This window comes from Bacillus sp. JJ1533, assembly GCF_036965045.1.
GTDB lineage: Bacteria > Bacillota > Bacilli > Bacillales > Bacillaceae_L > Ferdinandcohnia.
This window is the reverse complement of the sequence record NZ_JBALOV010000021.1, coordinates 21,499-47,003: the sequence shown is the minus strand read 5'-3', so window position 1 is coordinate 47,003 and position 25,505 is coordinate 21,499. Positions and strand designations below refer to the sequence as shown.

At 39.1% G+C, this 25,505-nt stretch carries 23 protein-coding genes; 4 read left to right on the top strand and 19 right to left on the bottom strand.

Going from position 1 to position 25,505, the window contains the following annotated elements:
- Positions 1–281 precede the first annotated feature (281 nt).
- The 5 genes from V7138_RS10535 to V7138_RS10515 all read right to left on the bottom strand — a co-directional run bounded on the left by V7138_RS10535 (position 282) and on the right by V7138_RS10515 (position 7,170).
- Positions 282–2,864 (bottom strand): FtsX-like permease family protein, encoded by a 2,583-nt coding sequence (locus tag V7138_RS10535; RefSeq protein ID WP_335396802.1) that lies wholly within the window; start codon positions 2,862–2,864, stop codon positions 282–284.
- Positions 2,861–3,544 carry an ABC transporter ATP-binding protein gene (locus tag V7138_RS10530; protein WP_335396799.1) on the bottom strand — a complete coding sequence of 228 codons (684 nt, stop codon included), beginning with the start codon at positions 3,542–3,544 and terminating at the stop codon, positions 2,861–2,863. The genes V7138_RS10535 and V7138_RS10530 overlap by 4 nt, the downstream gene beginning before the upstream one ends.
- 487 nt (positions 3,545–4,031) lie before the next feature.
- Positions 4,032–5,036 (bottom strand): sensor histidine kinase, encoded by a 1,005-nt coding sequence (locus V7138_RS10525; protein ID WP_335396796.1) that lies wholly within the window; start codon positions 5,034–5,036, stop codon positions 4,032–4,034.
- Position 5,037: 1 nt separating this feature from the next.
- The gene (locus V7138_RS10520) at positions 5,038–5,727 is read right to left on the bottom strand and encodes a response regulator transcription factor (RefSeq protein WP_335396793.1); all 690 of its coding nucleotides are present in this window, start codon (positions 5,725–5,727) and stop codon (positions 5,038–5,040) included.
- Between the two features lie 150 nt (positions 5,728–5,877).
- Positions 5,878–7,170, bottom strand: coding sequence for an NCS2 family permease (locus V7138_RS10515; RefSeq protein WP_335396790.1), 1,293 nt, complete (start codon positions 7,168–7,170; stop codon positions 5,878–5,880).
- Between the two features lie 144 nt (positions 7,171–7,314).
- On the opposite strand from V7138_RS10515, the gene V7138_RS10510 reads away from it, so the two are divergent.
- Entirely contained in the window at positions 7,315–7,707 is a 393-nt protein-coding gene (locus tag V7138_RS10510) for a GntR family transcriptional regulator (RefSeq protein ID WP_335396787.1), read from the top strand.
- 2 nt (positions 7,708–7,709) lie between these two features.
- A complete protein-coding gene (locus V7138_RS10505; protein ID WP_335396784.1) occupies positions 7,710–8,801 on the top strand; it encodes a DUF1648 domain-containing protein in 1,092 nt (363 codons plus the stop codon).
- Positions 8,802–8,835: 34 nt separating this feature from the next.
- Here V7138_RS10505 and V7138_RS10500 read toward each other — a convergent pair whose 3' ends face one another.
- From V7138_RS10500 to V7138_RS10470, 7 genes are all read right to left on the bottom strand, one after another.
- Complete coding sequence (locus V7138_RS10500; protein WP_335396781.1) at positions 8,836–10,071, bottom strand: MFS transporter; 1,236 nt, start codon at positions 10,069–10,071, stop codon at positions 8,836–8,838.
- A 191-nt stretch (positions 10,072–10,262) separates the two neighbouring features.
- Positions 10,263–11,369 (bottom strand): pyrroloquinoline quinone biosynthesis protein PqqE, encoded by a 1,107-nt coding sequence (gene pqqE, locus V7138_RS10495; protein ID WP_335396779.1) that lies wholly within the window; start codon positions 11,367–11,369, stop codon positions 10,263–10,265.
- Positions 11,347–11,649, bottom strand: coding sequence for a pyrroloquinoline quinone biosynthesis peptide chaperone PqqD (gene pqqD, locus V7138_RS10490; protein WP_335396776.1), 303 nt, complete (start codon positions 11,647–11,649; stop codon positions 11,347–11,349). Before pqqD ends, pqqE begins: the two co-directional genes overlap by 23 nt.
- Before the next feature lie 21 nt (positions 11,650–11,670).
- On the bottom strand, positions 11,671–12,402 hold the full coding sequence (gene pqqC / locus V7138_RS10485; RefSeq protein ID WP_335396774.1) for a pyrroloquinoline-quinone synthase PqqC: 732 nt from the start codon (positions 12,400–12,402) through the stop codon (positions 11,671–11,673).
- A 2-nt stretch (positions 12,403–12,404) separates the two neighbouring features.
- Positions 12,405–13,295: a pyrroloquinoline quinone biosynthesis protein PqqB gene (pqqB, locus tag V7138_RS10480; protein WP_438824340.1), complete on the bottom strand. Its 891-nt coding sequence runs from the start codon at positions 13,293–13,295 to the stop codon at positions 12,405–12,407.
- 285 nt (positions 13,296–13,580) lie between these two features.
- Entirely contained in the window at positions 13,581–14,933 is a 1,353-nt protein-coding gene (locus tag V7138_RS10475) for an MATE family efflux transporter (RefSeq protein ID WP_335396771.1), read from the bottom strand.
- 159 nt (positions 14,934–15,092) lie between these two features.
- Complete coding sequence (locus V7138_RS10470; protein WP_335396768.1) at positions 15,093–16,220, bottom strand: NAD(P)/FAD-dependent oxidoreductase; 1,128 nt, start codon at positions 16,218–16,220, stop codon at positions 15,093–15,095.
- 366 nt (positions 16,221–16,586) lie between these two features.
- Here V7138_RS10470 and V7138_RS10465 point away from each other — a divergent pair, with 366 nt between their 5' ends.
- Positions 16,587–17,567: a diaminopimelate dehydrogenase gene (locus V7138_RS10465; protein WP_335396765.1), complete on the top strand. Its 981-nt coding sequence runs from the start codon at positions 16,587–16,589 to the stop codon at positions 17,565–17,567.
- A gap of 45 nt (positions 17,568–17,612) precedes the next feature.
- On the opposite strand, the gene V7138_RS10460 is transcribed toward V7138_RS10465, so the two are convergent.
- Complete coding sequence (locus V7138_RS10460) at positions 17,613–19,334, bottom strand: sulfate adenylyltransferase (RefSeq protein ID WP_335396761.1); 1,722 nt, start codon at positions 19,332–19,334, stop codon at positions 17,613–17,615.
- Positions 19,335–19,522: 188 nt separating this feature from the next.
- Here V7138_RS10460 and V7138_RS10455 point away from each other — a divergent pair, with 188 nt between their 5' ends.
- Positions 19,523–20,203 carry a phosphoribosylaminoimidazolesuccinocarboxamide synthase gene (locus V7138_RS10455; protein WP_335396758.1) on the top strand — a complete coding sequence of 227 codons (681 nt, stop codon included), beginning with the start codon at positions 19,523–19,525 and terminating at the stop codon, positions 20,201–20,203.
- A 161-nt stretch (positions 20,204–20,364) separates the two neighbouring features.
- On the opposite strand, the gene V7138_RS10450 is transcribed toward V7138_RS10455, so the two are convergent.
- The 6 genes from V7138_RS10450 to V7138_RS10425 form a co-directional block, all read right to left on the bottom strand.
- Positions 20,365–20,868: a GNAT family N-acetyltransferase gene (locus V7138_RS10450; RefSeq protein WP_335396755.1), complete on the bottom strand. Its 504-nt coding sequence runs from the start codon at positions 20,866–20,868 to the stop codon at positions 20,365–20,367.
- Positions 20,869–21,073: 205 nt separating this feature from the next.
- Complete coding sequence (locus V7138_RS10445) at positions 21,074–22,075, bottom strand: LCP family protein (RefSeq protein WP_335396753.1); 1,002 nt, start codon at positions 22,073–22,075, stop codon at positions 21,074–21,076.
- Complete coding sequence (locus tag V7138_RS10440; RefSeq protein WP_335396750.1) at positions 22,065–22,592, bottom strand: sigma-70 family RNA polymerase sigma factor; 528 nt, start codon at positions 22,590–22,592, stop codon at positions 22,065–22,067. Before V7138_RS10440 ends, V7138_RS10445 begins: the two co-directional genes overlap by 11 nt.
- Before the next feature lie 495 nt (positions 22,593–23,087).
- Positions 23,088–23,501 (bottom strand): hypothetical protein, encoded by a 414-nt coding sequence (locus V7138_RS10435; protein WP_335396747.1) that lies wholly within the window; start codon positions 23,499–23,501, stop codon positions 23,088–23,090.
- A gap of 310 nt (positions 23,502–23,811) precedes the next feature.
- Positions 23,812–24,378 carry an NADPH-dependent FMN reductase gene (locus V7138_RS10430; RefSeq protein ID WP_335396744.1) on the bottom strand — a complete coding sequence of 189 codons (567 nt, stop codon included), beginning with the start codon at positions 24,376–24,378 and terminating at the stop codon, positions 23,812–23,814.
- 14 nt (positions 24,379–24,392) lie between these two features.
- Entirely contained in the window at positions 24,393–25,451 is a 1,059-nt protein-coding gene (locus V7138_RS10425) for an LLM class flavin-dependent oxidoreductase (RefSeq protein ID WP_335396741.1), read from the bottom strand.
- Positions 25,452–25,505 lie beyond the last annotated feature (54 nt).

The window sequence follows — 25,505 nt, the reverse complement described above, 5'->3', positions numbered from 1 at the left end:
CTCGAATTTTTGCGTCAGTTCCCACGGATTTGCGTCCATTCTCGAGTTTTTGCGTCAGTTTCCACGAATTTGCGTCAACTCACTATCTTTGACTCTTCTCCCACAGATTTGACGCCACATAAATATTACGACACCGCAAACATATTTATGACTTTCGAACGTTTATTACATCGTTTTCCAAGCATGTGCATCAACATCGATGGTTATGCATCTTCTATGTAAAAAGAGACCTAACCACAGTAGTGGCCAGGCCCCATGTAAAGGAAGAGAAGGAATTACCGTTAAATACTCTCCTGTTTCAATCCATCGATGATATTTTCTTTTTTAATTTTTTGTATGGAATACAGCATGGCTGCACCCACGATGACAAAGATAATGATGATAACAAATAAGATGCTCATCCATGGGAGTTGAAATCCATATTCAAAGGTATTTCTAAGTGACCAATAGATAAGATACATAACGACCAGGCTGATTGGAAGTCCATAGAGCAATGCCTTCACCCCATAAAACGCACTCTCATAGTTGATCATTTTGTTGAAACCTTTTGGCGTCATCCCCACTGAGCGCAACATTGCAAATTCACGTTTGCGAAGTGAGATGCTTGTGGAAATGGTATTAAAAATATTTGCAATGGATATCAATGAAATCAATGCGATAAATCCATACGTAAAAATGGACATCATGACAACCATTTGCTCTTGTTCTTGTCTTCTTTGATAGACATTATACACATGTGTACCTGAGTCTGTAATCTTATCCAGCTCGTCTTGCGTTGCCAATGGATCTGAGCTTTTCATGTATAATTCAGCTTGAATTTCACTTTTGGCTCTTTCGTTGTTTGAAACAATTTCATCGAATTGATCTTCTGAAACAATGATATCGAATCCGCTAAGTCCACCAGAAGATATCCCCATCGGATACAGATCTGTTAAAGCTCCTACCTCAATTGTATTTATAAACTGTTGCTCTTCGGTTTCATAGTTCATCAAATTTAAATCAATCCGATTCCCTACATCTGTAAGGATTGATTTCGTCTCCACAAATTTACCTGACTCGTAATCTTGATAGGAGATGTCGTCAATAATGATGGCAGCAGGTAATTCTTTATTAGCTAATTGCGTATGGTCCACACCAACTTTTTTAGCATAGGTTTCAAAGCTCTTCTTATCAATTCCATACAATCTTACAAAATAAGAGTATTTGCCGTCTTGAAGTGAAGAAGGGTCAATATATTTTTTCAGTAATTCTGGGAGCTGTTCTTCCTCAATCCATGAATTAAGATATAGTGTTTCAACAATAGTTGACTCTGTTACATGAGCAAGATTCGTAAACTGCAATAAATCATCTTTGCCCATCTGATCATTCATCACTTGAATATCAAATTTAATGTCCTCTTGAGACAGTTCGAGGGACTTTTTGAGATTATCTGTAAAAAACGAAACCGTTAGAAAGAGGACAATACTTATCACAAGTGAGAAAACAGTAGCTTGATATCTCTTTTTATTTCGTTTTAGGTTTTTTAAGCCAATTTCCGCTTCCATGCCGAACAGTTTTCGAACGATTTTTGACGTCTTGACTGTTTTTCTCGATAATTTGATATCCTGAGTTTGCCGGATGGCATCAATTGCAGATACCTTTGATGCTCGCTTCGCAGGTATATAGGTTGAAATAAAAATCGTAACAATCGAGATGATACACGCCACTAGGAGTGAAGCAGGTGTAACGATTAGCTTAAGTTTCTCATCTATATTCAGTGCACCTTCAAGATAAGAGTTAATAAACGAGAAGGTCACTCCTATTCCTGCTAGACCTGATAGAATACCAATGGGAATGCTAATTGCACCAATCACTGCTCCTTCAAAAAAGACAGAATTCCGTTTTTGTTTTTTGGTTGCCCCTACACTTGATAGCATCCCTAAGTGTCTGGAACGTTCAGACACACTGATTGCAAAAGCATTGTAGATTAACGCTACCGATCCAATAATAATAACTCCTATAATAATTCCAGCTAACGAAAATAGGGTCATTCGCAGGTTATCATTATCAGTTACACCATAATATCGTAATAAATCATCATTATAAGAAACAGAGCTGATTCCATTTTCTTTCGCTATTTTCTCAGAATGTTTATATAATGAGCCTTTCACTTTTTCTAACACAATAACAGCATCTACTGTACGAGTTGAGTTCAGAGCATTTTGATCTACGTATTTTATCACGGTGTATCCTGGGGACCACGCTTGCTCCCAAGTTGGGCGTTTGATGGTTCCTACAATTGTAAATGTTTCATTGCTATCAATCTTAAGAGTTTCCTTGGTGCCATTTTCATCTAATTGTAAAGGGTAATTTTGGCCAAGTGGATTCTCTTCCCCTTGAAGTACCCTTTTCCCGATATCTACTGTTAGCTTGTCACCAATGTTATATGTCACTTTCGCATTGTTAGCAATGTCTTCGGATATGACAATTTCATTTTCAGTGAATGGTAGTCGTCCCTCTGCTAACTCGATTGGAAATTGCTGAAAACCAGCTGAGTTGTATTCTTTAATAAATAAGTAGGGTTTCCCTTTATTTTCTGAACCTTCTAGCTTTGCATAGCCAAGGTCATTTGAGAGAATCAGCTTTTTGGTTTGACTATCATTTTCAATCGCCTGGATTTGCTCTGAATGAACGGCATTGTATTTAACGTGCCACTCTCCATTTGCAGAAATATTATCTCGAATCATTAAGTTTAAAAACGAAACGCCAAGTGTTGCAACAGCTGTAATCATCGCTACCGAGATGATTACACCAATGATCGTAACCAGCGTTCTTCGTTTATTTTCTTTCAAATGGCGAATCGTCAATTTATTGATGATGTTCACGGACGAATCACCTCATCCTTTGCAATCCTGCCATCCTCAATGGATATGACGCGGTCGGCTTGAAGGGCAATTCGCTCATCATGGGTAATCACAAGTAAGGTTTGATTATATGTTTTATTGAACATTTTTAAAAGTTCAATGATTTCTCCACTGTTCTTACTATCCAAGTTGCCAGTCGGCTCATCAGCTAACATAATGGCTGGGTTACTAATCAGGGCACGACCAATTGAAACCCGCTGCTGCTGACCACCTGATAGCTGATTGGGCAGGTGGTTTAAGCGTTGCTCTAAACCAAGAATTTTCACGACATCGGCTAACTGCTTCGGATCCACCTTATGTTCATCCAATAGCATTGGTAATGTAATGTTTTCTTCTACCGTTAAAATCGGGATTAAGTTATAGAACTGATAGATAAGTCCGATTTGCCTTCTTCTAAAAATCGCCAATTGAGTTTCATTCAAGTCATAAATATCCGTGTTATCAATTAGTACTTTTCCACTAGTTGGCCGATCCACTCCGCCAAGCAGATGTAAAAGCGTTGACTTTCCTGAACCAGATGGTCCGATAATGGCTACAAATTCTCCCTTTTTGACTGTAAACGACACATTATCAAGAGCTCTAACAGCTGTTTCACCTTTTCCGTAAACCTTAGACAGATTTTCAATTTGTAAGATATTCATTCCTAAACCTCCATAATTTCGATGTTGAGTTCAGTATATCTATCTAAGATGACTCTAAAGTGACTCCTAAAGTGACAATTTATTCACTTTCTAAAAACTCTTTTCTAAAAAATTGATGTTATTACTTAAAATTTATTGGAGGAACAAGGGTGATTTTCGCTTCTGACACTCACTTTCCGCGGGCGATCCGCAAGCCTCCTCAGGCCTACACGATGTAGGTCACGAAGCCGTTGCCACAGGACGTGGCGTTTTTAGGCTTCGAACATTAATTCTCACTGCGGGGTCTCGCTTGGCTCGCTATTCCCGCAGGACATTGAATAGGCTCCCTAGAAACTACACCGCACGAAGAAAACGCGTGCATTTTCAAGGATCTCGTGTCATACGCTACAATCACTAGAAGGAACACCAAAGTGTCTAATAATACTTATAATAGCTATCTCAAAAACAACAAAGTTTGCGAAAACAGCCTTCTTAAAAGACGGATCAGCTAGATGACTTGTTTATAGAATTTTATAATAAATATTGTCCCTTTTTCTTCTGCACTTTTTACTTCGATATCACCCTGCTGACTCTTGATAATGCTATATGCCATTGCAAGTCCAATTCCTACACTATCTTCACCTGCATTTTTCCCCTTGTAAAAACGTTTAAAGATATAAGGGACATCTTCTTTTGCTATACCTTTTCCGTTATCTGAAATGATGATTTCGGTATATAAGGCATTTTCGGAGAATGTAATGGAGATTCTTCCCCCCTCCTGGGTATGTTCGACACAATTTTTCAAAACATTGATGAGGGCCTCGGTCGTCCAATTGAAATCCCCTATCATAGAAACCTCTTTATCTCCTTCTACAATTAGAGTTTGCTGTTTTACATCCATCGGTACTAGGACCGGCTGAACAGCACGTTCTACTAATTCAGAAACATACACTGTATCCTTTTTAAAAGGAACGGTTCCCGCATCAATTTTTGAGAGCTTTAACAACGACGACACAAGCCATTCGATTCTTTCAAACTGAACGCGTATGTTATTTGTGAATTCGGCCCGCTTTGCGGCATCAAGTTTGGCTTCACCCAATAAATCAGCCATTACCATCATGGAGGTCAGTGGTGTTTTTAATTGATGGGAGATATCCGAAATCGCATTCGTTAATTTCAGTTTGTCCTGCTGCAGAAGTGAACTATGTTCTGATAGTTTTAAAGTCACTTTATAAATATCACTTTTTAATATACTTAGTTCACCCTCATGGTTGTCTCTTACGTCTAAACTATAATCACCACTCGTTATCTTCCGTAAATAACCAGAAAGTTTTTCAATTTCACGATATCTCCACTTCGTAAAGACCCAACAACACCCAATCAATAAAGATGATGGGAGAAAAACGAGGACTGCAGCCAGTCCAGAAAAAAGAAAATAGGCTAATACGGTTGAAACTAGCGTTATAGTGAATAATGCCAGAAGGAGGTACTGAATTTCCCGATTACGGATCATATCAGTTACCAACCTTATAGCCCATTCCGCGGACTGTCTTTATGATTTTCGGACTTTGCGGCTCATCCTCAAGCTTTTCTCGTAATCTCTTGATATAGACAGTCAATGTATTATCATTTACGAAATCTCCGGCTACATCCCAGATTCGATCTAGCAACTGTGTTCTCGTAAGGACTTGGCCAATATGGTTTGCGAATATCAAAAATAGACGGTACTCTAATGCTGTCAGGAGAATCTCCTCTCCATTCCTATACACCTTTCCCTCCAGGGTGTTGATCCGGATATTTTCAATATCGATTATCGTTTTGGGCTGAGCGATTGTTTGCTTGTTATACCGACGAAGTACCGACTTAATTCGGGACAAAAGCTCGCGTATGCGAAAAGGCTTTGTAATATAATCATCCGCCCCCAGATCGAGCCCCATTACCACATTTACTTCATCATCCAGTGCCGTTAAAAAAATAACTGGCTTATCCATCTGTTTTTTTACTAATTCACATAATTCATAGCCACTACCGTCCGGCAAAGATAAATCAAAGAGACATAGGTCGATTCCATTTAATTTTTCGTGAATGACCTTTTTAGCATCCTCTGCATTATGGCAGATAACAGTTTCATACCCCTCCTGCGTCAACGAATAATTCAAACCCGTTGCAATCGTCTTATCATCTTCTACAAGTAATATTTTCATAGTGACGGGACAAAGGATCAGGTCCGTTGTCCCAACACCTCCTATTGTTTAAATTAATGGACTTAGGGTTCAATCCGACTTTACTAGAATATTTTAACAAAAACAAATGCCCCTGGATATGTAGTAAGAATATTTCCAGGGGCTGCAATTTTATAAATAGATAAAATAAGCAATAAACGTCACAAATAGAACATACATGATGGGATGTACTTCACGATGTCTTCCCAAGGCAAGCATTGTAACAGGATACATGATGAACCCGAGGGCAATCCCTGTTGCGACACTGAAGGTTAATGGCATCATAATAATGGTCGTAAATGCCGGAATCGCAATATCGAGCTTTGTCCAATCGATATGCCGGACTTCTGCCACCATCATTGCCCCCACGATAATGAGGGCAGGAGCTGTTATTTCGGCCGTAACTACCGATAACAATGGCGAGAAAAAGAGGGCCAAGAAGAAAAAGGCGGATATCACGATCGATGAAAAACCAGTTCGGGCTCCTGCCGCAATACCTGCTGTTGATTCAATCAAGGAAGCAGTCGGAGAAGTCCCGAGAACAGAACCGATCACAGTCGCGGAAGCATCCGATAATAGCGCTGGCCCGGCATTTGGAATTTTATTATCCTTCAAAATTCCAGCCTGACTCGCGACGGCAATCAACGTCCCGGCTGTATCGAAAAATCCAACAAATAGAAAGGTGAAAATGACAATAATTAAATCGGGTGTAAATACATTTGGAAGTTCGGAAAATACCACACCAAAAGTTGGTTCAAGACTTGGTATACTACCAATGATACCTGTCGGCTTGTCAATGATGCCAAAAATCATCCCGACAATTGATGAAATAACCATACCGTAAAAAATGCCACCACGAATCCCTCTTACAAGCATAATGGAGGTAATGATGAATCCGAATAATGCAAGAACAGTCGCGCCAGATGTAAAATCTCCGAGTGATACAAATGTCGCCTCGTTCCCGACAATGATTCTTGCATTTTTTAAGCCGATAAAAGCGACAAAGAAACCAATCCCACCCGCAATTGCATACTTCAAATCCTGAGGAATCACATTAATAATTTTTTCGCGAATTTTTAAGACACTTAAAATTACAAATAAAATACCTGCGACAAAAACACCGGTTAATGCAGTCTGCCAAGGAATTCCCATCCCGATTACAACAGAATAGGTAAAAAATGAATTAAGACCCATACTAGGAGCAATTCCGATTGGATAATTAGATAGGATACCAATAAGCAATGAGCCAAGAATAATCGTGATTGCGGTCGCGGTAAACACGGCACCCTTGTCCATTCCTGATTCACCTAAAACAATCGGGTTGACCACAAGGATATAGGCCATCGAGAGAAATGTGGTTAAGCCACCGATAAATTCCTGCTTATAAGTTGTTTGGCGTTTACTGAAATCAAAATAATTTTGCATACATGTACGTGCCCCATTCAAATTAAAATTTATTTGTTATAGAAAATATAGAACAGTTTTGTTATAATAAACATAGAACAGATTAAATAGGACTTGGGACAAAAAACCTGTCCCTTTTGTCCCATAGAATTGGAGGGATCGAAAATGATGATTCAAATTGAACCTGAATCCGAAATTCCCATCTACCAGCAAATGACGAATCAAATCATTGAAGGAATCGCTAGAGGCTTAATTCATCCTGGCGAAACACTACCTTCTGTAAGGATGTTTGCTGCAGACCTTGGCATCAATATGCACACAGTTAACAAAAGCTATCACCAATTAGAGAAAAAAGGAATGATCCGAATCGTTCCTAAGTCTGGAGCAGTTATCTCATCCCCTCAAGATTTTAACGACTCATCCTTTAATAGATTAAAGAACGATTACAAATTACTTGTCGCAGAGTCTCTTGTTGTTGGTATGTCTAATGAACAAATCCATGAATTAGTTTCTTCTATTATTACAGATTTTAAAAGTTCATCAAATAAGGAGGCATAATTATGACGTTAGCTATCTTTCTCATCATCGCGGTGATTCTAGCCGGAATTCAAACCGCAGTTCCTTTTCTTGTGAAGCGCTCCGTTATTTTTGGTATTACAGTTCCTGAAAAACATATCAAAGATGAAAAACTTTCTTCTTATAAAAAGAAATATGCCCTACTCGTATCGCTTTTATCAATGATTGCTTTGGTGGGTTACACGTTCTGGGTACTTTCTAGTCATGTTGCTGAGGGACAGACTGTTTTGATTGGAACCATCATTCAATTTGCGATTATTCTTTTTAGCTTCACCCTTTATTTCTACTTTCACGGAAAAACTCTTCAGTTAAAAAAGACAAAGAATTGGGGAGAAAATACAACACAGGTTCAAATCGCAGACTTGTCAGCTCGTGCTAAAGATGAAATGCTGCCATGGTATGTTTTTTTAGTACCAATGCTTATTACCGTTGGTGTGATTGGGTACACAATCGCACAATATGATCTTCTTCCCGACCAGATTCCAACCCACTGGGGAATAAACGGTGAGCCCGATGCCTTTACTGAAAAAACACTTGCATCGGCTATTTCAAGCCCACTTACGATGTTCGTGATGCAGGCCATGTTCTTAGCAATTATTGTCAGCACCAAAAAATCAGGCATTAAATTAAGTGCAACAGCAACCAATGCTTCACGACTAAGACAACTCACTTTACGTAAATATACAAGCTGGTTCATGTTTTTAACAACCATTTTATTAACAGGGATGTTTAGTTTCTTTCAATTAAGAACGATTCACCCGGATATCGTCGATGGAACCATAGTGATGGCAATTCCAATCCTTTTTCTAGTTGTGACTTTAGCTTCTACCATTGTTTTTGCCGTTAAAGTTGGGCGTTCCGATAAAATGGATGTTGGTGAAACAAATGCAGGCATAAGAGATTATGACGATGATTCGCATTGGGTCGGCGGACTCTTTTATGTCAATAGACAGGATCCATCCATCTTCGTCGAAAAACGCTTTGGCGTGGGTTGGACACTCAACTTTGGAAACCCCATCGGTTATTTTATCATTTTAGTACCACTTGCACTCATCCTTTTGTTTAGTTTTCTTTAAAAATCGACAAGCGCGGGCTTGTCGATTTTTTTCATCACGATGTTGGATTTAGTTTCATTTTTGTATCATAAGCCCGGAACATCTTTCCGTACAAATAAGCAAAACTGCCTTGTAAGCCTGCTGCAATATAAAAAGGTAAAGCCAATGCACCTAATCCAAAGAGGTATCCCGCTACATAAGGGGCAATCGACATGGGGAGTCGCATTGAAAGAAGATGGATGCTTGAAGCAAAACCACTGCGGTGACCGCGGGTCAGGCTCACACTTAGTGCTTGCTGTGCTCCTTGTGACCCTCGATTTAAAGACGTTCGTAACATATAGAGAATCGAAACGAGTGCATAGGAGGATAACAACGGCATTAATATCAGGAGAAGACATGCCATGAAACGAACCAGTACAATCGAATGAACGGTTCCATACTTATCTGAAATTCTCGCCTGAAAAATGGAGGTCATCCCCGTTGCAAAAAAGGTAAGGGCCAACGTGCTACCAATTTGAACACCGCTCACCCCAAATTTGACAGAGAACCAGTACGCCATCATCGGTCCTGTCAATCCAATTGCCATTCCATTTAACACATTAATTCCAGCTAATTTTAACATTGCTGTGTTTTCTTCTTTGGTAAGTTTCTTTTCTTCCATGCTGGGTCGTTTTTTCGGTGTTTGCTGTTGTGTTTCTTCTTTTATCGTTAAAATAATCGAAGCCGTTACAAGTGAGAAGGCAAATGTAACATAAAAAACAAGATGATAGGAGGCGACTCCAGAACTTACACTCATCGTCCCAACGAGCAGCGCACCTGTCGCCATTCCGAAAAAACTAAGTGCATTGTTCAAGCTATAGATTTTACCTCGTTCAGAGGGTTTAATAAAGGATGCCAGCCAAGCCTGTTCGGCTGGCGCAAATGGACTTGCTGAACCGGCATCAGCTTTTCCAAAACCGGAAAAGGTGATTGCAATGAATAACAGAATCGGGTTGGTTGTCATAATCCCGATCAATGCACAGGCAGCTGTTAATAGCTCGGAAAAAAGAATGAAGGGTTTCCTGCCAATTCGGTCACTATACATACCGACGAGTGGTGCAATGAAAACACCGAGTACCCCACCCGCTGCCAGCACAGCTCCGATTCTTATCGCGCTCCACCCCAACGCATCAAGATATAGCGCTAGAACCACAACCATCATGCCTTGTCCAATGCTACGAATGGTATTGACCAGCATCAGCTTTTTGACTGCAGGATGGATCTTTGCTGAATTATCTTCTTTGATAAGCATGTGTTCACCACTTTAGTTTGTTATAGAGAATTTGGGCAAAACAGGAAAAATAAATAGTCTATTTTAAAGCCTTCCAAACAGGGGTGGGAATTATTCAGAGGTGAGGTTGGCTGGGCTCGGGACTTCATAGCAGGGACGCAAAAAAAAAGATACTAAGGGCATTTTTAAAATAGCCCCTAGTATCTTTCTCTTTACTTCATTTTACGATAAATCAATGATTCCACTTCTTTAATTGGCTCACGATTTGCTTCCTGCACGGCTTTTTCGACGATATGATGATCTGGCGCCAAATAACAGACGGGGTCTGTTGCTGCTGCGTCTCCCGTTAGAGCAAACGCCTGGCATCGGCATCCGCCACCGTCTTGATGCAGCATGTCACATGACCGGCATGTTTCCGGCAACCACTCATCCCCGCGAAATCGATTAAACGAATCCGATGCATACCAAATTTGCTGTAACGACCGCTCACGTACATTTTCAAAAGAGATACCTTCAATCATCCCAGCCGTCGGGCATGGTAACACATCTCCATTTGGGGCTACCGTAAGCGCGACGGCACCCCAACCGCCCATGCATGGCTTTGGCGTTGATTCATAATAATCAGGTATAACCCATATGATTTCCATTTCTTTACCAATTTGCTCTCTTGCTGCTTCAAAAATCTCACTTGCCCGCTCAATTTGCTCTTTACTTGGCAGAAGCTGCTCCCTGTTGAGTAGCGCCCAATTATAAAACTGGGTGTTTGCTAACTCCAAACGCTCTGCTCCGACTTCATGAGCAAACATAATTATTTCATCCAACGTATCAATATTCAACCGATGCAACACGACATTCATTGATAAGTGCATGCCCGACCGTTTTACCGCTTCTACAGCCTTGCGTTTCATATCAAACGCATTGAAACCACCAATCCGATTGGAAAGCTCTTCTTCCGCTGCTTGAAAGCTGATTTGAACATTGGCTAAACCAGCTTCCTTCAGAAGACTTGCTTTCTCCTCATTTAATCCAATCCCGCTCGTAATCAGGTTTGTATATATTTCTAATGAATTTGCATGTTCAATTAACGCAACCAAATCTCTCCGCAGAAGTGGCTCTCCGCCTGAAAAATGAACCTCCACCACTCCAATCTCCGCTGCTTCCGATAACACATGAAGCCAATCATTGGTGGATAATTCCGTTTCCATTAACGCCATTTCGATGGGGTTTGAACAATACGGACATTGCAATGGACAACGATGCGTAAGCTCAGCAAGTAACGAAAAAGGTGGCTGCACCTTATGTTTCTTTGACTCTAGCATCCTGCATCACCACCCATCCTTCGTCCACCATTTTTAAAATAAACTTCGTGATATCCGCCTGCATGACTTCAAAATCAGGCAAATTCTCCGACTCTAGCGAACCTCTCATTTTTTGGGTGATGGCGTGAATGGATTTATTTCCGTCACAAAATGCAAGAATCGATGCGGCAGTTTCATTCAAAACCACCACCTTTTCTGGTAACAAAAGGAGATGCTTTTCTCTCACTTTATCAAACTTAAGTCTCCCCTTTTGTGCGAGTTTTGGAAAGCTACTAGTCAAAATTCTCCACCACCAATCACCTTAATTAGGAAACGCTTTTTCAATCGCATCAAGCTGTGCCCAGAGTACATCACATTTAAACTGCAATGCCTCGACTGCAAGCTGCTGTGCTTCTAACGTATGGCAATAATCCAACACTATATTTAAAGCAAATTCCGTATCTCGCGGTGCTTGTGTTAAGCGATTTCTGAAATACCCTAGTCCTGAACGGTCAATCCATGGATATAATCGCTCAAGTATTTTTATCCGTTCTGAAATCAAAATCGGTGAAAATAGTTCGGTTAATGAAGAAGCAACCGCCTCCAGCCAAGGCTTTTCCTTTGCAAAATTGACATAGGCATCAACCGAAAAACGAACAGCCGGTACCACATGTTCCTCACTCAATACTTCTTCGCGCGATAGCCCGACAACTTCTCCGAGTCTTAGCCAAGCCTCGATTCCGCCCTCTTGCTCATCGTTCCCGTCATGGTCAATAATCCGCTGAATCCATTCACGTCTGAACTCCCTTGACGGAAGTTTCGATAGAATAACAGCATCCTTAATTGGAACTGATTTTTGATAGTAATACCGGTTGGCGACCCAGCCCCGGATTTGTTCTCGACTTAGAGTTCCTTCGTGCATTGCCACATGAAACGGGTGTTTGTCATGATAGGAAGCCCGCCCGACGTCGATTAATCTTTCTTTAAATTCCACCCGTGACCATGGTGTTCCCGCCTCATGAGTTACCCTCTCTACCCCTCCTTGTTGTGGCATCATCAAACCTCCAATTCCATACCTTCAAAGGCAATCTCAATACCATGTTGTTTCAATAGTTCTGCTTCCTTTGAACCTTTTTTCAAGATGGGATTACTATTGTTAATATGAATCAAAATTTTTCGTTCAGCTGAAAAAGAAGCTAATGTTTCAATCATGCCTGACGGGCCACTAATGGGCAGGTGCCCCATATCTCTTGCATTTCGCTTCGTCGCTCCTAATGAAACCAATTCATCCTCAGACCAAAAAGTGCCATCCACCAATAAAATATCTGCTTTTTGTAAAGCAGACTCAATTTCCGGGGTAATTGTATCCAATGTCGGAAAATAAGCCACGCATTTTCCAGACCTTTCATTTTGTAAAAGTAAACCAACTTCCCAAATATCTTCAGTATCACCATTGCCAGACTGTGCATAAAGTGGCGGGTTTTTAGAAACAGAAATCGGCTCAGTTAGGATTGTATCCCCAATTCGCTCCTTAACATTTGGAGCAAGTGTCTGCCATTCCCATGAACAATAGTTTTTCAGCATGGGAATTACCGGAAATGAAGTGTGTAAACAATTTCTCACCGTTTCCGTCCCATAAATCGTTAAATGGGAACCCTCTCGTAACGACAATAAACCGATCGAGTGGTCAAGCTCTGCATCGGTTAAAATCACACCAGCCAGTGGTGTTTCTCTAATTCCAGGACCCGCATGAAGTGCAGCAAATGTTTCAATCTGCCTGCCTACATCCGGGCCCGTATTGATGAGATACCAGTCCTTATCATTCGCACTTATGGCAAGGGAAGATTGTAACATCGGTGTAAGTGCAGCATCTCCGTCGCGGACACCACGGCAATTGGGACATGCACAATTCCATTGTGGAAATCCTCCTCCTGCAGCTACTCCCAAGACCCTGATTCGAATTTTGCTTCCATCCCTTCAATTCGACTTAAATGAACTTCCATCTATTATTACTCACGAATGTAGGAATACATTGTTACCTCTGCAGCCGTATTAATCACTTCGTACTCAGGAATGATCCACATGCCATTCACCCCCTTTAGTAACAATGAAATTTAGATTACGCCCTTTCAAACTATTCTTATGTTCCTTGCCCACATAAAATAACCTTGAATTTCGACAGAAAGTTGTCCAATTTGCCAAAATAAAAAACAATGCTCAAAATAGCATTGTTTATTGTCCAAGACTCGTACCCGTATGGAATAACTCCTTCTTTTTCCATCCTCCCCATTTATAATAAGAGAAAGAAAAGAGGCTGCTGATGATAAAACTAATTCCGATTCCTAGTGCAATTCCGTTCTGTCCGATTAAACTAGAACAGAAATAAGTTAGCGGATAACGAAGAAGCCAGAACGAGAGAATGTTCAGAACCAAGACTTGATACATGGCACCGGAACCTCTAACAACCCCATTCAAGATAAAATTAATCCCGATAAATGGATAAAAGAACGCCACTATTTTCAAATAATCCGTACCAAAGGTAACCGCTTCTTTTTCCTGAATAAACAACTTCGTAAACCCTTCGGAAAACAAAAATACAATGAGTGCAATGGAGACCATGATGACAATATTGAAAACCGTTCCGTACACCGCAATCTGGCGAACCCGCTCCCATTGGTTGGCTCCAATATTTTGACCTGCCATACTATTTACGGCTGTGCCTAAAGCCATCGCCGGAATGGTTATTAAACTATCAATTCGTTGTGAAGCACCAAAGCCCGCTACTACAGCACCGTCAAATGAATTGACGACGGATAAAATCGCCGTTACCCCTGCGAAAATCACCATCATTTGCAGCCCCGCAGGAATTCCTAATTTTAAAATCAACCAAATATCCTCTTTACTTGGTAAAGAGGGAATGGAATAAGGAACAAGCTTACGTCGAAACGTATAGGCTAACGCCAACAAAAATGAAATTCCTTGTGCCAACACAGTCGCCCATGCAGCTCCATGAATTCCCCAGCCAAACGTGGAAATAAAGATTGGATCCAAAATGGCATTTAATACAACGGCTACAAACACAAACCGCAATGGGGTTTTACTGTCACCCAAAGCCCTTAGGACAGTGCCAATAAAGTTATACCCCATAATAAATAATATTCCGAGAAAATTGATTTCTAAATAGGCCCTTGCCTCATGAAGCATCTCCGTTGGTGTATTCAAAAAGAGTAAGAGTGGTTCTGAGAAAAAGTAACCAAATAAACCGACTAAAATAGAAAGAGTAGTTAGTAACACAATAAATGCATTCACATACCTTTTTAATCCTTCATCATCACTCATCCCTTTTTGTTGGGAAAGAATGGTCAATGTAGCATTGTTAATTCCAATAATAAATGCCAATACCGTTACCACAACGGTCGAAGAAATCGTAACAGCACCAAGTGAATTCGCACCGAGTAAGTTTCCTATCCATAAACTATCGATAAATTGATAGGAAACCTGAAGCAGATTGGTTAACATGATCGGACCTGCAAAGAAAATCAATTGCTTGCGGATTGACCCCTGTGTAAAATCCTGTTGCGCCAAAACAAAACACTCCTTATTCGTTCAGAGATATCTGTTCTCTAGGATACCATACCTTCATTAAACTGTCTGATTCCTGTAACCCCTGGAATCCCAATAAAAAAAACAATAAAGGAGTTTTCCTCTATTGTTTTTCCTAGAATGTGAATTTATTAATTAACCTCACACATACTTTTTGATCTCGATCGTACGGCTAGGTTGACATGGTGTAAGATCCAGTTCAATCTCTTCATCTTGAATCATTGAAGCTGCTAAACTACCAATATATGGACCCATTGTAAGTCCAGATGCCCCTAAACCATTAGCGAGGAATACCCCTTCAAGTGTATCTACCCTTCCCAGGATCGGTAATAAATCTGGCCCCATTGGTCGAAATCCGATTCGAACCTCTTCCAATGTTCCATCTTCTAGACCTGGTGCAACCTCCAGGGCTTCTGTCAGAACTTCATTCACCCCACCGGCAGTCAAGCGATAATCAAATCCTGATCCCGTTTCTCTTGTCGCCCCTGCTACAACTTTCCCATTGTCAAATGGAACAAGATAATGAGTGGACTGTGGGATAATAATCGGCCAATCAGAAGTATCCCTTCCAGTTAATCTTATATGAGCGATCTGACCACGCTGTGGATTGACGTTTAAATGGATACCAAACGGCTCCAATAATTTTGGGGCCCAGGCACCTGTAGTGATGAGGACTTGATCAGCCATAATCGTTTTATTACCAACCGTCACACCTATTACTTTCCGGTTCTCATGAACAAGTTCTGCTTCCCCTTCGATAAACTCAGCACCATTACGCTGTGCAGCACGCTTAAGAGCATCACGTAGTAAAGCACCATCTACTCTTGCCCCTCCTGATACATACAAAGCTTCTAAGTTTTTATTAAGGGGTGGAAAGTACTCACGAGCCTGTTCACCATTGAGACGAAGAATATCTCCTATTTCAGGGGCATCAACCCGTTTGTTTTTTACTCTCTGTTCAATTTCATCCAATTTACCAGGGTCCGACGAGACACATAATGCTCCTACTTTTTTATAGCCGACTTCATGTTCACCTTCTCTTTGCAGGGCAGAAATCAATTCAGGATAAAAAACAAAGCTTTTTTTGGCAAGGCTATACCAATTCTCGTTTTCGACCTCTTTAAACCATGGACAGACAATTCCTGCTCCAGCAGAAGTTGCTTTACCGTCTTGTTTTTTATCTATCATGATGACTTCCAGATTATGTTTAGCTAAGTGATAGGCGGCACTTGCACCTACAATTCCTGTTCCGATGACAATCACTTTCATATACTCACTCCCTTTACATCTTCAAAAATCGATCCAAAGCTGGACAGTCACTAAAATGGCCCACTTGCTTTTATTTAATTATACAGACTATTCGCAAATAGGGTAAGGCCTCTAGATAATTACTCATATAAGGTACATCGAAAAAAGCCATTTGGTATATACCTGGACAGTGAATCGCAGGATCTTGTCAAATTTTCTTACGGGTTCCGAAGAAAATGATTGGCATATTGGGGGCAATTCTATTATTATAAGTATTATCAAAAAAATAGAATTGAACGCCTGAAAAATGGTGATACATAAAGCAAACTAGGAAATGGGTTTGACCCTATTTTTTTGAGAGTATCTTGAGGTAAAGGAGAAATGTATATGAGCAACAAAATTAGACTAGGTATCGTAGGTTACGGTAATCTTGGAAAAGGTGCAATTAAGGCTATTAAACAATCTCCTGACATGGAATTAGTAGCAGTGTTTACAAGAAGAGATCCAGAAAGCTTAAAGCTTGAGGATGCGAATGTGAAGGCTGAGCATATTTCAAATGCAAGTGATTATCAAGGTAAAATTGATGTCATGCTGCTTTGTGGAGGATCTGCGACAGATCTACCTGAACAAACTCCGCAATTCGCTAGCATGTTCAATACGGTAGATAGTTTTGATACACACGCGAAGATTCCCGAATTTTTCCAATCTGTAAACGAGGCTGCAAAAAATACTACAGCAATCATCTCAGTAGGTTGGGATCCAGGTCTATTCTCCATCAACCGTGTGATGGCGGATGCAATTTTACCTAACGGTGAAAATTATACATTCTGGGGCAAAGGATTAAGCCAAGGACACTCTGATGCAGTAAGACGTGTGAATGGTGTTAAAAACGGTGTCCAATATACAATCCCTTCTGAGGATGCAATGGAAAAAGTGCGCAGTGGTTCAAATCCAGAACTTACAACGGCTGAAAAACACCGTCGCGTTTGCTATATTGTGGCAGAGGAAGGTGCAGACAAAGCAGCAATTGAAAATGAAATTAAAACAATGCCAAACTATTTCGCGGATTACGAGACAGAAGTGAACTTCATTTCTGAAGAAGAACTAACTCGCGACCACAATAAAGCACCACATGGCGGATTTGTGATTCGCGGTGGGCAAACAAGTGAAAACACGAATCAGATTTACGAGTTTTCGTTAAAACTAGACAGCAACCCTGAATTTACTTCAGCAGTATTGGTTGCATATGCAAGAGCGGCATATCGCTTAAGCCAAGAGAAGCAATTTGGTGCAAAAACCGTATTTGATGTAGCGCCAAGCTATATCTCTCCTAAATCACCAGAGCAATTACGAAAAGACTACTTATAAGCAAGCAAAAAATCACTCACATTTGTTGTGAGTGATTTTTCTATATTACTCGTCACTTCCTCTGTATCGCTTGTATGGCAGCGGGTTCCAAATCCGGTATTTTAAATCGTCTGAACGTAGTGGTGCCGGAATATCATCAAAGATTTTCCGTGCTACTTCTAATTCACGCTCTGCTTCCGACTTATCCTGGTACATAAATTCGTCTGAAGCTTGCTCCAGCGCCTTATCCACCTTTTCTTCTAAATACTCTACCACCATTTCTTGTTGTCGATGGATTGACTCCCTCGCAGAAGCGACCCAATCAGGCTGTGCCGTACGAAGAGTGTCAGAAACATAGCTAAATTCATTAAAGACATCCTTGTAAATTTTATCTGCATTGTCACGTGCATCCCTAATTGCGCTTTCTAAATCTTCAATCGTAAGTTCTTCAACCTCAAGTGGCTTTCTCCGTTTTGGACCACCAATTCCTGACCTCGTTACGTAATATGGGAAGATACTTTTTATCGTTTTGCCAACTGGTGAAATCGCCATGTGATTTTCATCTACACCTTTTGGCTGCACGCCCTGCATCGCAATTCGGGCTGATTCCGGTCTTACAATTTCCTTTGGAGGTAGCACACCATAACGCAACAGTTCGCGAATCCCCGTACCAGAAATATTTATCCGATATTGCTCATCATGAGGGCATGTTTGTTCAGTTGCTTGCGCACTACAACGTGTACAATAGAACACCTCATGGAACAGACGAATATCAATCCCTAATTCATCTGGTGTAAATTCGTCGAAAATCGTGTGGCTTGCATATTTATCATAATAATCACCGATACCGGCGTGATCTCGCCCAATCAAGGCATGTGTACAGCCATAGTTTTTCATAATCAACGCATGAAGAACAGCTTCACGCGGTCCGGCAAAAATATAGGTAACCCGTAATGGAGCAAGAATCGTTCTTTCCTTTGGATAATATGTATCCAGCACACTGCGATAGGACAATACGCGGAATTCATGTCGTGTATATTCACGCTTTGCCATTTCGACCAGCGGCTGAACAAATAAACCTTCTAATTCTTCTAAAGCATTTCGATGAATGTACTCGTGGCCTCGGTGTAAAGGATTGGCTCCTGTAATAAACCCTCCAACCGATTTAAAATTCTTCTTCTCATAAAATAGCTTCCATGTGTCTTTTGGCTCCATTCGAATCTCTTCAAAGGGTCCCCAGTGAGCCCGTCGGAGTAATGTGATGGGTCCGGCTAAGGCTGTATCCCCCATTCGACGATAGATGGAATCTACACCTGGGTGGTTACGGTCAGTTGTACCGAAAACATGGTTTGCACGGAATTCACGATCATAGTGAAAAATATCCGTCAACTTAAGTATGGCTACAGGCACTCTTGTCTCATCTGCGAGAGCGACCTCATCCCCCACAGATAATGTCTTAATAATCTGTTGGTTCCGGTCACCAATTGGTGCGAAACTAAGCGGCACCGGCCAAACGACTCCATTTTTCAAGCGGCCTTTCGTCAGCACAGACTTATAGTCTTCCTCATCCATAAAGCCTTCATTTGGTGACAATACCCCTGTTGCAATCATTTCAAGAGTAATGACAGCCTCTAAATCCACCATAATCATTGGTAACTGCTTGGCCCTTTCCATTGCTGCCTTTTGTTCTTCCCCAGCAAGAACACGATTTACCAATTTGCCACCATGTGGCTGTTGTGGGTAGCTTGCGAAAGTCTTTTCATCTAAAACATCTGTAAATTGATCCATCCTATCACTCTCCCCTTATCACTTATATTCTATTGATATTCTTTATATCCTTCATAAACCGAATAATTTATTAGAAAATTTAATTTATTTTACGTAAGCGCTATAATTCAATTTTTAAAACATTTTCTCTTGTACAACAATTGTTTTATATTTATGATTAGTATTGAAACTAGCATAGGGGGATTGACATGGAGCTAAAGTACACAGGTAAAACAAAGGATGTCTACGAATTACAAGACGGAAATTACTTACTACAATTCAAAGATGATGTAACAGGCGTTGATGGTGTTTTTGATCCAGGTGCAAATACAGTCGGTTTAACCATTGAAGGTGCTGGACGTGCAGGATTAAAACTAACAAAATACTTTTTCGAACGATTAAATGAAAAAGGTGTACCAACACACTATATAGACGCTGATATCGAACAGGCAACGATGACAGTAAAACCGGCTGAAGTATTCGGTAAAGGGCTGGAAGTCATTTGTAGATACCGTGCTGTAGGTAGCTTCTTGCGTCGCTATGGTTTATATGCTGAGGAAGGACAAGCCTTGGATGCGTTTGTTGAAGTGACCTTAAAAGATGACGGTCGTGAAGATCCTCCAATCAGTGAAGACGCTTTGGACATGCTTGGCATCTTGTCTAAAGAAGAATATCAAGTATTAAAAAGCCTTACCCAACAAATTGCAGGGATCGTCAAGGATGAACTTGCGAAGAAGGGTATCGAACTCTATGATATAAAATTCGAATTCGGACGTACAGGCGATAACAAACAAATCGTACTCATCGATGAAATCTCCGGCGGCAACATGCGCGCCTACAAAGACGGACAATACGTCGAACCACTCGAATTAGAAAAAATGTTTCTATAATGGGATAAAGGGAAAAGTCCCTCGTACCGTACAATAATAAAAAGGGTTAGTTCGCCGTTAGTAAAACTTACGGGGACTAACCCTCTTTTATCATTGAAATAGTTTACTTGGTACAAAACTACCATGTGACCCGCTTTTGCATTGCTTCTTTACGAGTACTCTTACTGGGCACTTCCCGAATAAATGTTGTGGTATTTATCAAAAATAAAAGATTTTTTTTCTTTTGTGAATCCGATTTTCTCTGCTACTCGAATAGATGGTAGATTTCTAGGGTCTATAATACTGATTAACTTCTTCAACCCTAATTGATAAAAGCCGTATTCCTTGCATCCTTTTGCTGCTTCAGTTGCAAATCCCTTTGACCAAAATTCTTTGTTAATGTGATAGCCAATTTCAATCTCAGTTTTTCCGTCCACTTTTTGTTTTACAAGCCCGCAATCACCGATTAATTCATTCGTTTCCTTCAAGCAAATTCCCCACAACCCGAAACCATCCTCAAGGTATCTTTCTTGATTCCTTTTTATCCAGTTTTGTGACTGTTCAAAAGTAAATGGTGCTGGATAGTATTCCTTTGTTTCAGGATCTGAAAAAATAGTATGCAGGGAGTAGATATCATACTCATCATATTGCCTTAGATATAATCTTTCAGTCTCCAAAATAATCATGTTTATGCTCTCCACGTTCTCCATATGGTTTATTAGAAAACTCGATTCTTTTGTGTTCAATCTTTTTACCTACACTATTTCTCAACCCATAATCATTTCAATATAGAATAACTTCTACAAATAAAGAGTAAACCCTTCTTAGACAAACACACCAACAGCTTTTAATACAGCTGTTATCCCAATTCTTAAATTTTCCATTTTCTATTTAGTTAAATGTTGTTAACTCTTCTGAAACAGAATGTAAAAATTCTTTTTCAAATTGAATATAGTATGTCTCATCTATCATTGTATCCACCATTCCATCGGTTAATGATACCGATTGTATCGAGTGAAGTTCCATTTTATTCTCAAACAATTGTTCAATTGGAAAATTTCCTTCTATTTTAGTAGTAAATTGTTTTAATTGGCTTATTGGTAATACGTTTATTGTTTGATTTATCACTGCATTAGTGAGGTTTAATTGGTTTTCTTTATCCAAGATTCTTCCCTCTGTAGCAGCCATCATTAAAGCCACAACCTCTTCTCCATTCAAACGATTTTTTCCCTTTTTGAATTCAAATGCCACTTGAGATATAGCTCTTACTCGAATATCTTCTTGCAAGTCGTAATCTATGCCATTCACTAAATCAACCATCGATGAAAAGGTTTCTAAATCCATAACAGCATAATAATCAATTGGTAAATCAAATAGGTTAGAAACTGCTGTTCTTACATCTTCAGCTCCTCCCGAACCGTTTACATAAGCATGTGACAATTTATCATAAGGAGTAGTTCTATCAGTATCCAATATTGGGGCATAAGTATCACGAGGGATAGATAGAACTTTCATCATCTTTTTATCTTTACTATAAGTAAGTAAAAGGTTAATCGGTATTCTATTATTCTCATCTTTCATCATAAATAGAGTGGTAATATACTCGTCTTCTTGAGATACTACTCCACTTGCATCAATTCCGTTGTTTTCGTTATTAAAGTTTCCATGAAGAATCGATGGAATAAACAAAACGATACACAAGCCGACCACTAATAAAGCGGCTGTATAAATGGAGAATTGTTTTGAAATAGAAAAAAGAGGTTTCTTTTGTATATTATTACTTTTCTCCATTTTATTAATTTTTTCAAACACTTCATCACGGTCTTCTTTTGTGAATCTTAAATTTTGAAAAGACACATTATTAAATTTATCTTTTATTCGTTTATCTTCCATAAAATTCAGCCTCCTTTATCATCGACTCTAATCTTTGTTTTGCTCTTCTTAATCGAGTTTTCACTGTATTAACTGGGATATCTAGAACGTTAGCAATTTCGTCTGTTTTTAATGAATCATAGTAATATAGATAAATCACTTCCCGATACACTTTCGGGAGAGAAAAGATATTCTCTTTCATTTCTTCGTTATTATATTTATCAATAACTGTTTTTTCTGTTGATGGTAATATTGACCATGTTGTTTCATTTATAAAACTTCTTACTTGTACCATTTTGTAATTCCAACTTTTTAAATAATCTTTACATTCGTTAATTGTTATGCGATAGAGCCATGTTTTTATTTGTGCGTCAAATCGAAACGAATCAAGGTTTTTGAAGCATTTTATAAACGTATTTTGAACCATATCCTTTGCAATCTCGGTGTCTTTCACATAAGAAAATGCCAATCGTACCAACTCATTACCATATTCAATCATCATTTTTTCTAATATGAAATCTTTTTCTTCTCTGTCCAATCTACTACCCTCCCATTCAACCTACTTCAAATCCAGCTATTAGACGATTATCAAATCATAATAGGTTCAATTTTTAAAATATTTATTAACAGGATTCATTTTTATTGGCGTTAAACCTTTAATAATAATATTTCATATAAAAAAAGCATCCGTTAAAGATGCCTTCGATATCAGTTTCTTATTTTTCTTCCATTAAACTGCATCGTTTGTTTAATAAGGAATTCAACAAAAAAGCGATTAATCCTTTTTAGATCAACGCACCCTTTACTTTAAGTACAAACGTTCACACACTAAACGCGTTAAATTAAAATATTGTTCTATATTAGACGAGTCAAATCCACTGATTATTCGGTAACTTGTTTGACTATTTGTGCTGTAATCGAATATCATTAAATATTTATGATCGTATACTGTCATCCCTAACTTTCTCTCACCATTTGTTCTTAGAGTTAGCCAGTAGGATTCATTAAAATTAATTGACCCCATCCTGCCCCGTTAGTTTAATAAGTTTTCTTTTAGCTCACTTACAATTTCTTTATCTAAAATTCTTCCATAACCTTCATTATCATTGTTACTAATAATCGTGGCATTGTTGACACTAAACCAAATTCGATATTGATAAAGTCTTTCAGGCATATTTCCATCAAAAGTGTAGAACAAAGTAGCTAATATATCTTCATTTCTCGCCATTTCAGCTTTCGTATGTGGATCCCATATTACATTTTCCAATGATCTTTTAATTGAATCTAATTTTTCTTTGTCAGTAATCATAATAACATCATCTTCATAGTTTCCTTCTTGATTAACCTTTTGAACATCAGCTCTTATTAATTGCCGTTCTTTTCCAGAACAAGCTACAAGTATTACCCCTAAAACCAATATTGTAGTTAAACCAAAAAAATTTTTCATCTCTAACCCCCTTTTCAAAAATTTATTCCTTGAAGTTATAAAACCTCCTTCAACTATCTAGCTCCTTTAGTTCAATAACCAACATTCCCTGCTGTTTTGTTTGTTGTATTAACTTTTTCGCTATTAGCTCAACTTGATTATTAACATGTGGAAATAATAAAGGTTTGAAATGTTGAAATGTTGAACTCATTCTTTGTTTTCAGTCGAATGCATGCCCCTATCTTCGACCGGTTATTTACTTCAACAAAAAAGGTGGTTAATCCTTCTTGGATCAACACACCCCGTTAGTTGAAGAAGAAATTGATAAAACTTAAAAATCATACTTATCTTCTTTTTCTTGTCGAATTTTTGTATATGTTTCGGTGAGAAATACCGTATCTTCAACCAATCTTGTAATACGGAATAAAACATCATCATTTACTATTTTTTTTCTCAAGAAATCCTTTTCCTCAATAAATACATAAGTTTGAACGATTTGTGCCTTCATATATGAAAGAATTGGTTTTAATTGTTGTTCGGCAACAAGATAATGCTTCGATGAACCTGCTGTCACAAGTATACTCACCACTTTATCGCGAAATGCATTAACTGGCAGCAAATCAAAAATATTTTTCAACGTAGCTGGAATAGACGCTTGGAAAATGGGTGTACCGATCATAATGGCATCTGCTTCCATGATTTCCTTTGTAACAAACGCAGTATCACCCTCATAATCCAAATAATTACGCCCATCACTGAATTGAACATTATAATTCGCTAAATCAATAAGACTGTATTCTGCTTCTGGATATTTTTCAGCAATTTCTTTCGTTAAATAATCCATAGCTGTTTTGGTTTTAGAACCTACAATTGAACCTGAAATTCCAACAATTTTCATAACTTATCCCTCTCCTAATCTTTTACTGTATATTTTCTAATAGCAGGTAAAATTTCTGTACCTATTAGTTCAATATTTTTGGCTAAATTATCAAATGAAACTCCACCCAGGTCGATTTGTGCAAGATAACGCTGATGACCGAAAAGTTCATGTTGATATAAAATTTTTTCGATAATTTGTTGCGGGCTTCCAACATTCAATACGCTACGAACATCAGTACCTTGTGCCATAAGTTGTTTCGGAAAACCCTGACCATTTGCCAAAAAAGCCCCTTGATTAATATGAGGGTAATATTCCTTTAAGGCATCCTGGGTTGTTTCCGCCACATAAAAGAAACCAGTTGTTGCAATGGGTAGAGTATTAGGGTCAAAACCACTACTTTTTGCCACTTCTCTATAAACATCAATTGTTCTTTTAAAAGAACTAGTAGCCCCTCCAAGCATTGCCAAGGTCATTGGAACTCCAGCAGAACCAGCCTTTATCGCACTCGCAGGCGTACCTCCTACTGCACGCCAAATAGGTAGCGAACCATTTTTAGGTCTAGGCAAAATTTTTGCATTTTTCAACGGTTCTCTGAACTGACCACTCCAATTAACAACCTCTTCTTCATTTAACCTTAGAAGTAATTCAAATTTTTCCTCAAATAAAGCTTCATAATCACGTATATTGTAACCTAGTAGTTCAAAGAGACCGATACGCGAAGCCCGTCCTGCAATGATTTCAGTACGTCCATCCGAGATTAAATCAATTGTCGCAAAATCTTCATACACACGAACGGGGTCTGAAGTACTTATAATTGTAGAAGAACTACCGATTTTTATTTTTTCTGTTGCTTGGGCAATAGCCGATAAAACAACAGTATGTGCCTGAGTAGCAAAATACTCTTGGTGACTTTCTCCCACACCAAAAAAGTCAATACCTGCTTGTTCAGCTAACTTAGCCAATTCAATAATTTCATGAATCCGTTGCTTAGCTGAAATACGATCTCCAGTTTTAGGATCTGGCATGTGATCTCCTAAAGTATATAGACCAAATTCTAGACCTTTACTTTTGTCGATTCGATTTTTTTCCATATTATTAAACCTACCTTTATATAAAGTTGTTCTTTTTATCTGACACTGTTATTA

Bases quoted from the DNA above. Each gene is read 5' to 3' on its own strand.
- V7138_RS10530 (WP_335396799.1), bottom strand. From the start codon at position 3,544: ATGAATATCTTACAAATTGAAAATCTGTCTAAGGTTTACGGAAAAGGT.
- V7138_RS10525 (WP_335396796.1), bottom strand. From the start codon at position 5,036: ATGATCCGTAATCGGGAAATTCAGTACCTCCTTCTGGCATTATTCACT.
- V7138_RS10520 (WP_335396793.1), bottom strand. From the start codon at position 5,727: ATGAAAATATTACTTGTAGAAGATGATAAGACGATTGCAACGGGTTTG.
- V7138_RS10515 (WP_335396790.1), bottom strand. From the start codon at position 7,170: ATGCAAAATTATTTTGATTTCAGTAAACGCCAAACAACTTATAAGCAG.
- V7138_RS10510 (WP_335396787.1), top strand. From the start codon at position 7,315: ATGATGATTCAAATTGAACCTGAATCCGAAATTCCCATCTACCAGCAA.
- V7138_RS10505 (WP_335396784.1), top strand. From the start codon at position 7,710: ATGACGTTAGCTATCTTTCTCATCATCGCGGTGATTCTAGCCGGAATT.
- V7138_RS10500 (WP_335396781.1), bottom strand. From the start codon at position 10,071: ATGCTTATCAAAGAAGATAATTCAGCAAAGATCCATCCTGCAGTCAAA.
- pqqE (WP_335396779.1), bottom strand. From the start codon at position 11,369: ATGCTAGAGTCAAAGAAACATAAGGTGCAGCCACCTTTTTCGTTACTT.
- pqqC (WP_335396774.1), bottom strand. From the start codon at position 12,402: ATGCCACAACAAGGAGGGGTAGAGAGGGTAACTCATGAGGCGGGAACA.
- V7138_RS10470 (WP_335396768.1), bottom strand. From the start codon at position 16,220: ATGAAAGTGATTGTCATCGGAACAGGAATTGTAGGTGCAAGTGCCGCC.
- V7138_RS10465 (WP_335396765.1), top strand. From the start codon at position 16,587: ATGAGCAACAAAATTAGACTAGGTATCGTAGGTTACGGTAATCTTGGA.
- V7138_RS10460 (WP_335396761.1), bottom strand. From the start codon at position 19,334: ATGGATCAATTTACAGATGTTTTAGATGAAAAGACTTTCGCAAGCTAC.
- V7138_RS10455 (WP_335396758.1), top strand. From the start codon at position 19,523: ATGGAGCTAAAGTACACAGGTAAAACAAAGGATGTCTACGAATTACAA.
- V7138_RS10450 (WP_335396755.1), bottom strand. From the start codon at position 20,868: ATGATTATTTTGGAGACTGAAAGATTATATCTAAGGCAATATGATGAG.
- V7138_RS10445 (WP_335396753.1), bottom strand. From the start codon at position 22,075: ATGGAAGATAAACGAATAAAAGATAAATTTAATAATGTGTCTTTTCAA.
- V7138_RS10435 (WP_335396747.1), bottom strand. From the start codon at position 23,501: ATGAAAAATTTTTTTGGTTTAACTACAATATTGGTTTTAGGGGTAATA.
- V7138_RS10430 (WP_335396744.1), bottom strand. From the start codon at position 24,378: ATGAAAATTGTTGGAATTTCAGGTTCAATTGTAGGTTCTAAAACCAAA.
- V7138_RS10425 (WP_335396741.1), bottom strand. From the start codon at position 25,451: ATGGAAAAAAATCGAATCGACAAAAGTAAAGGTCTAGAATTTGGTCTA.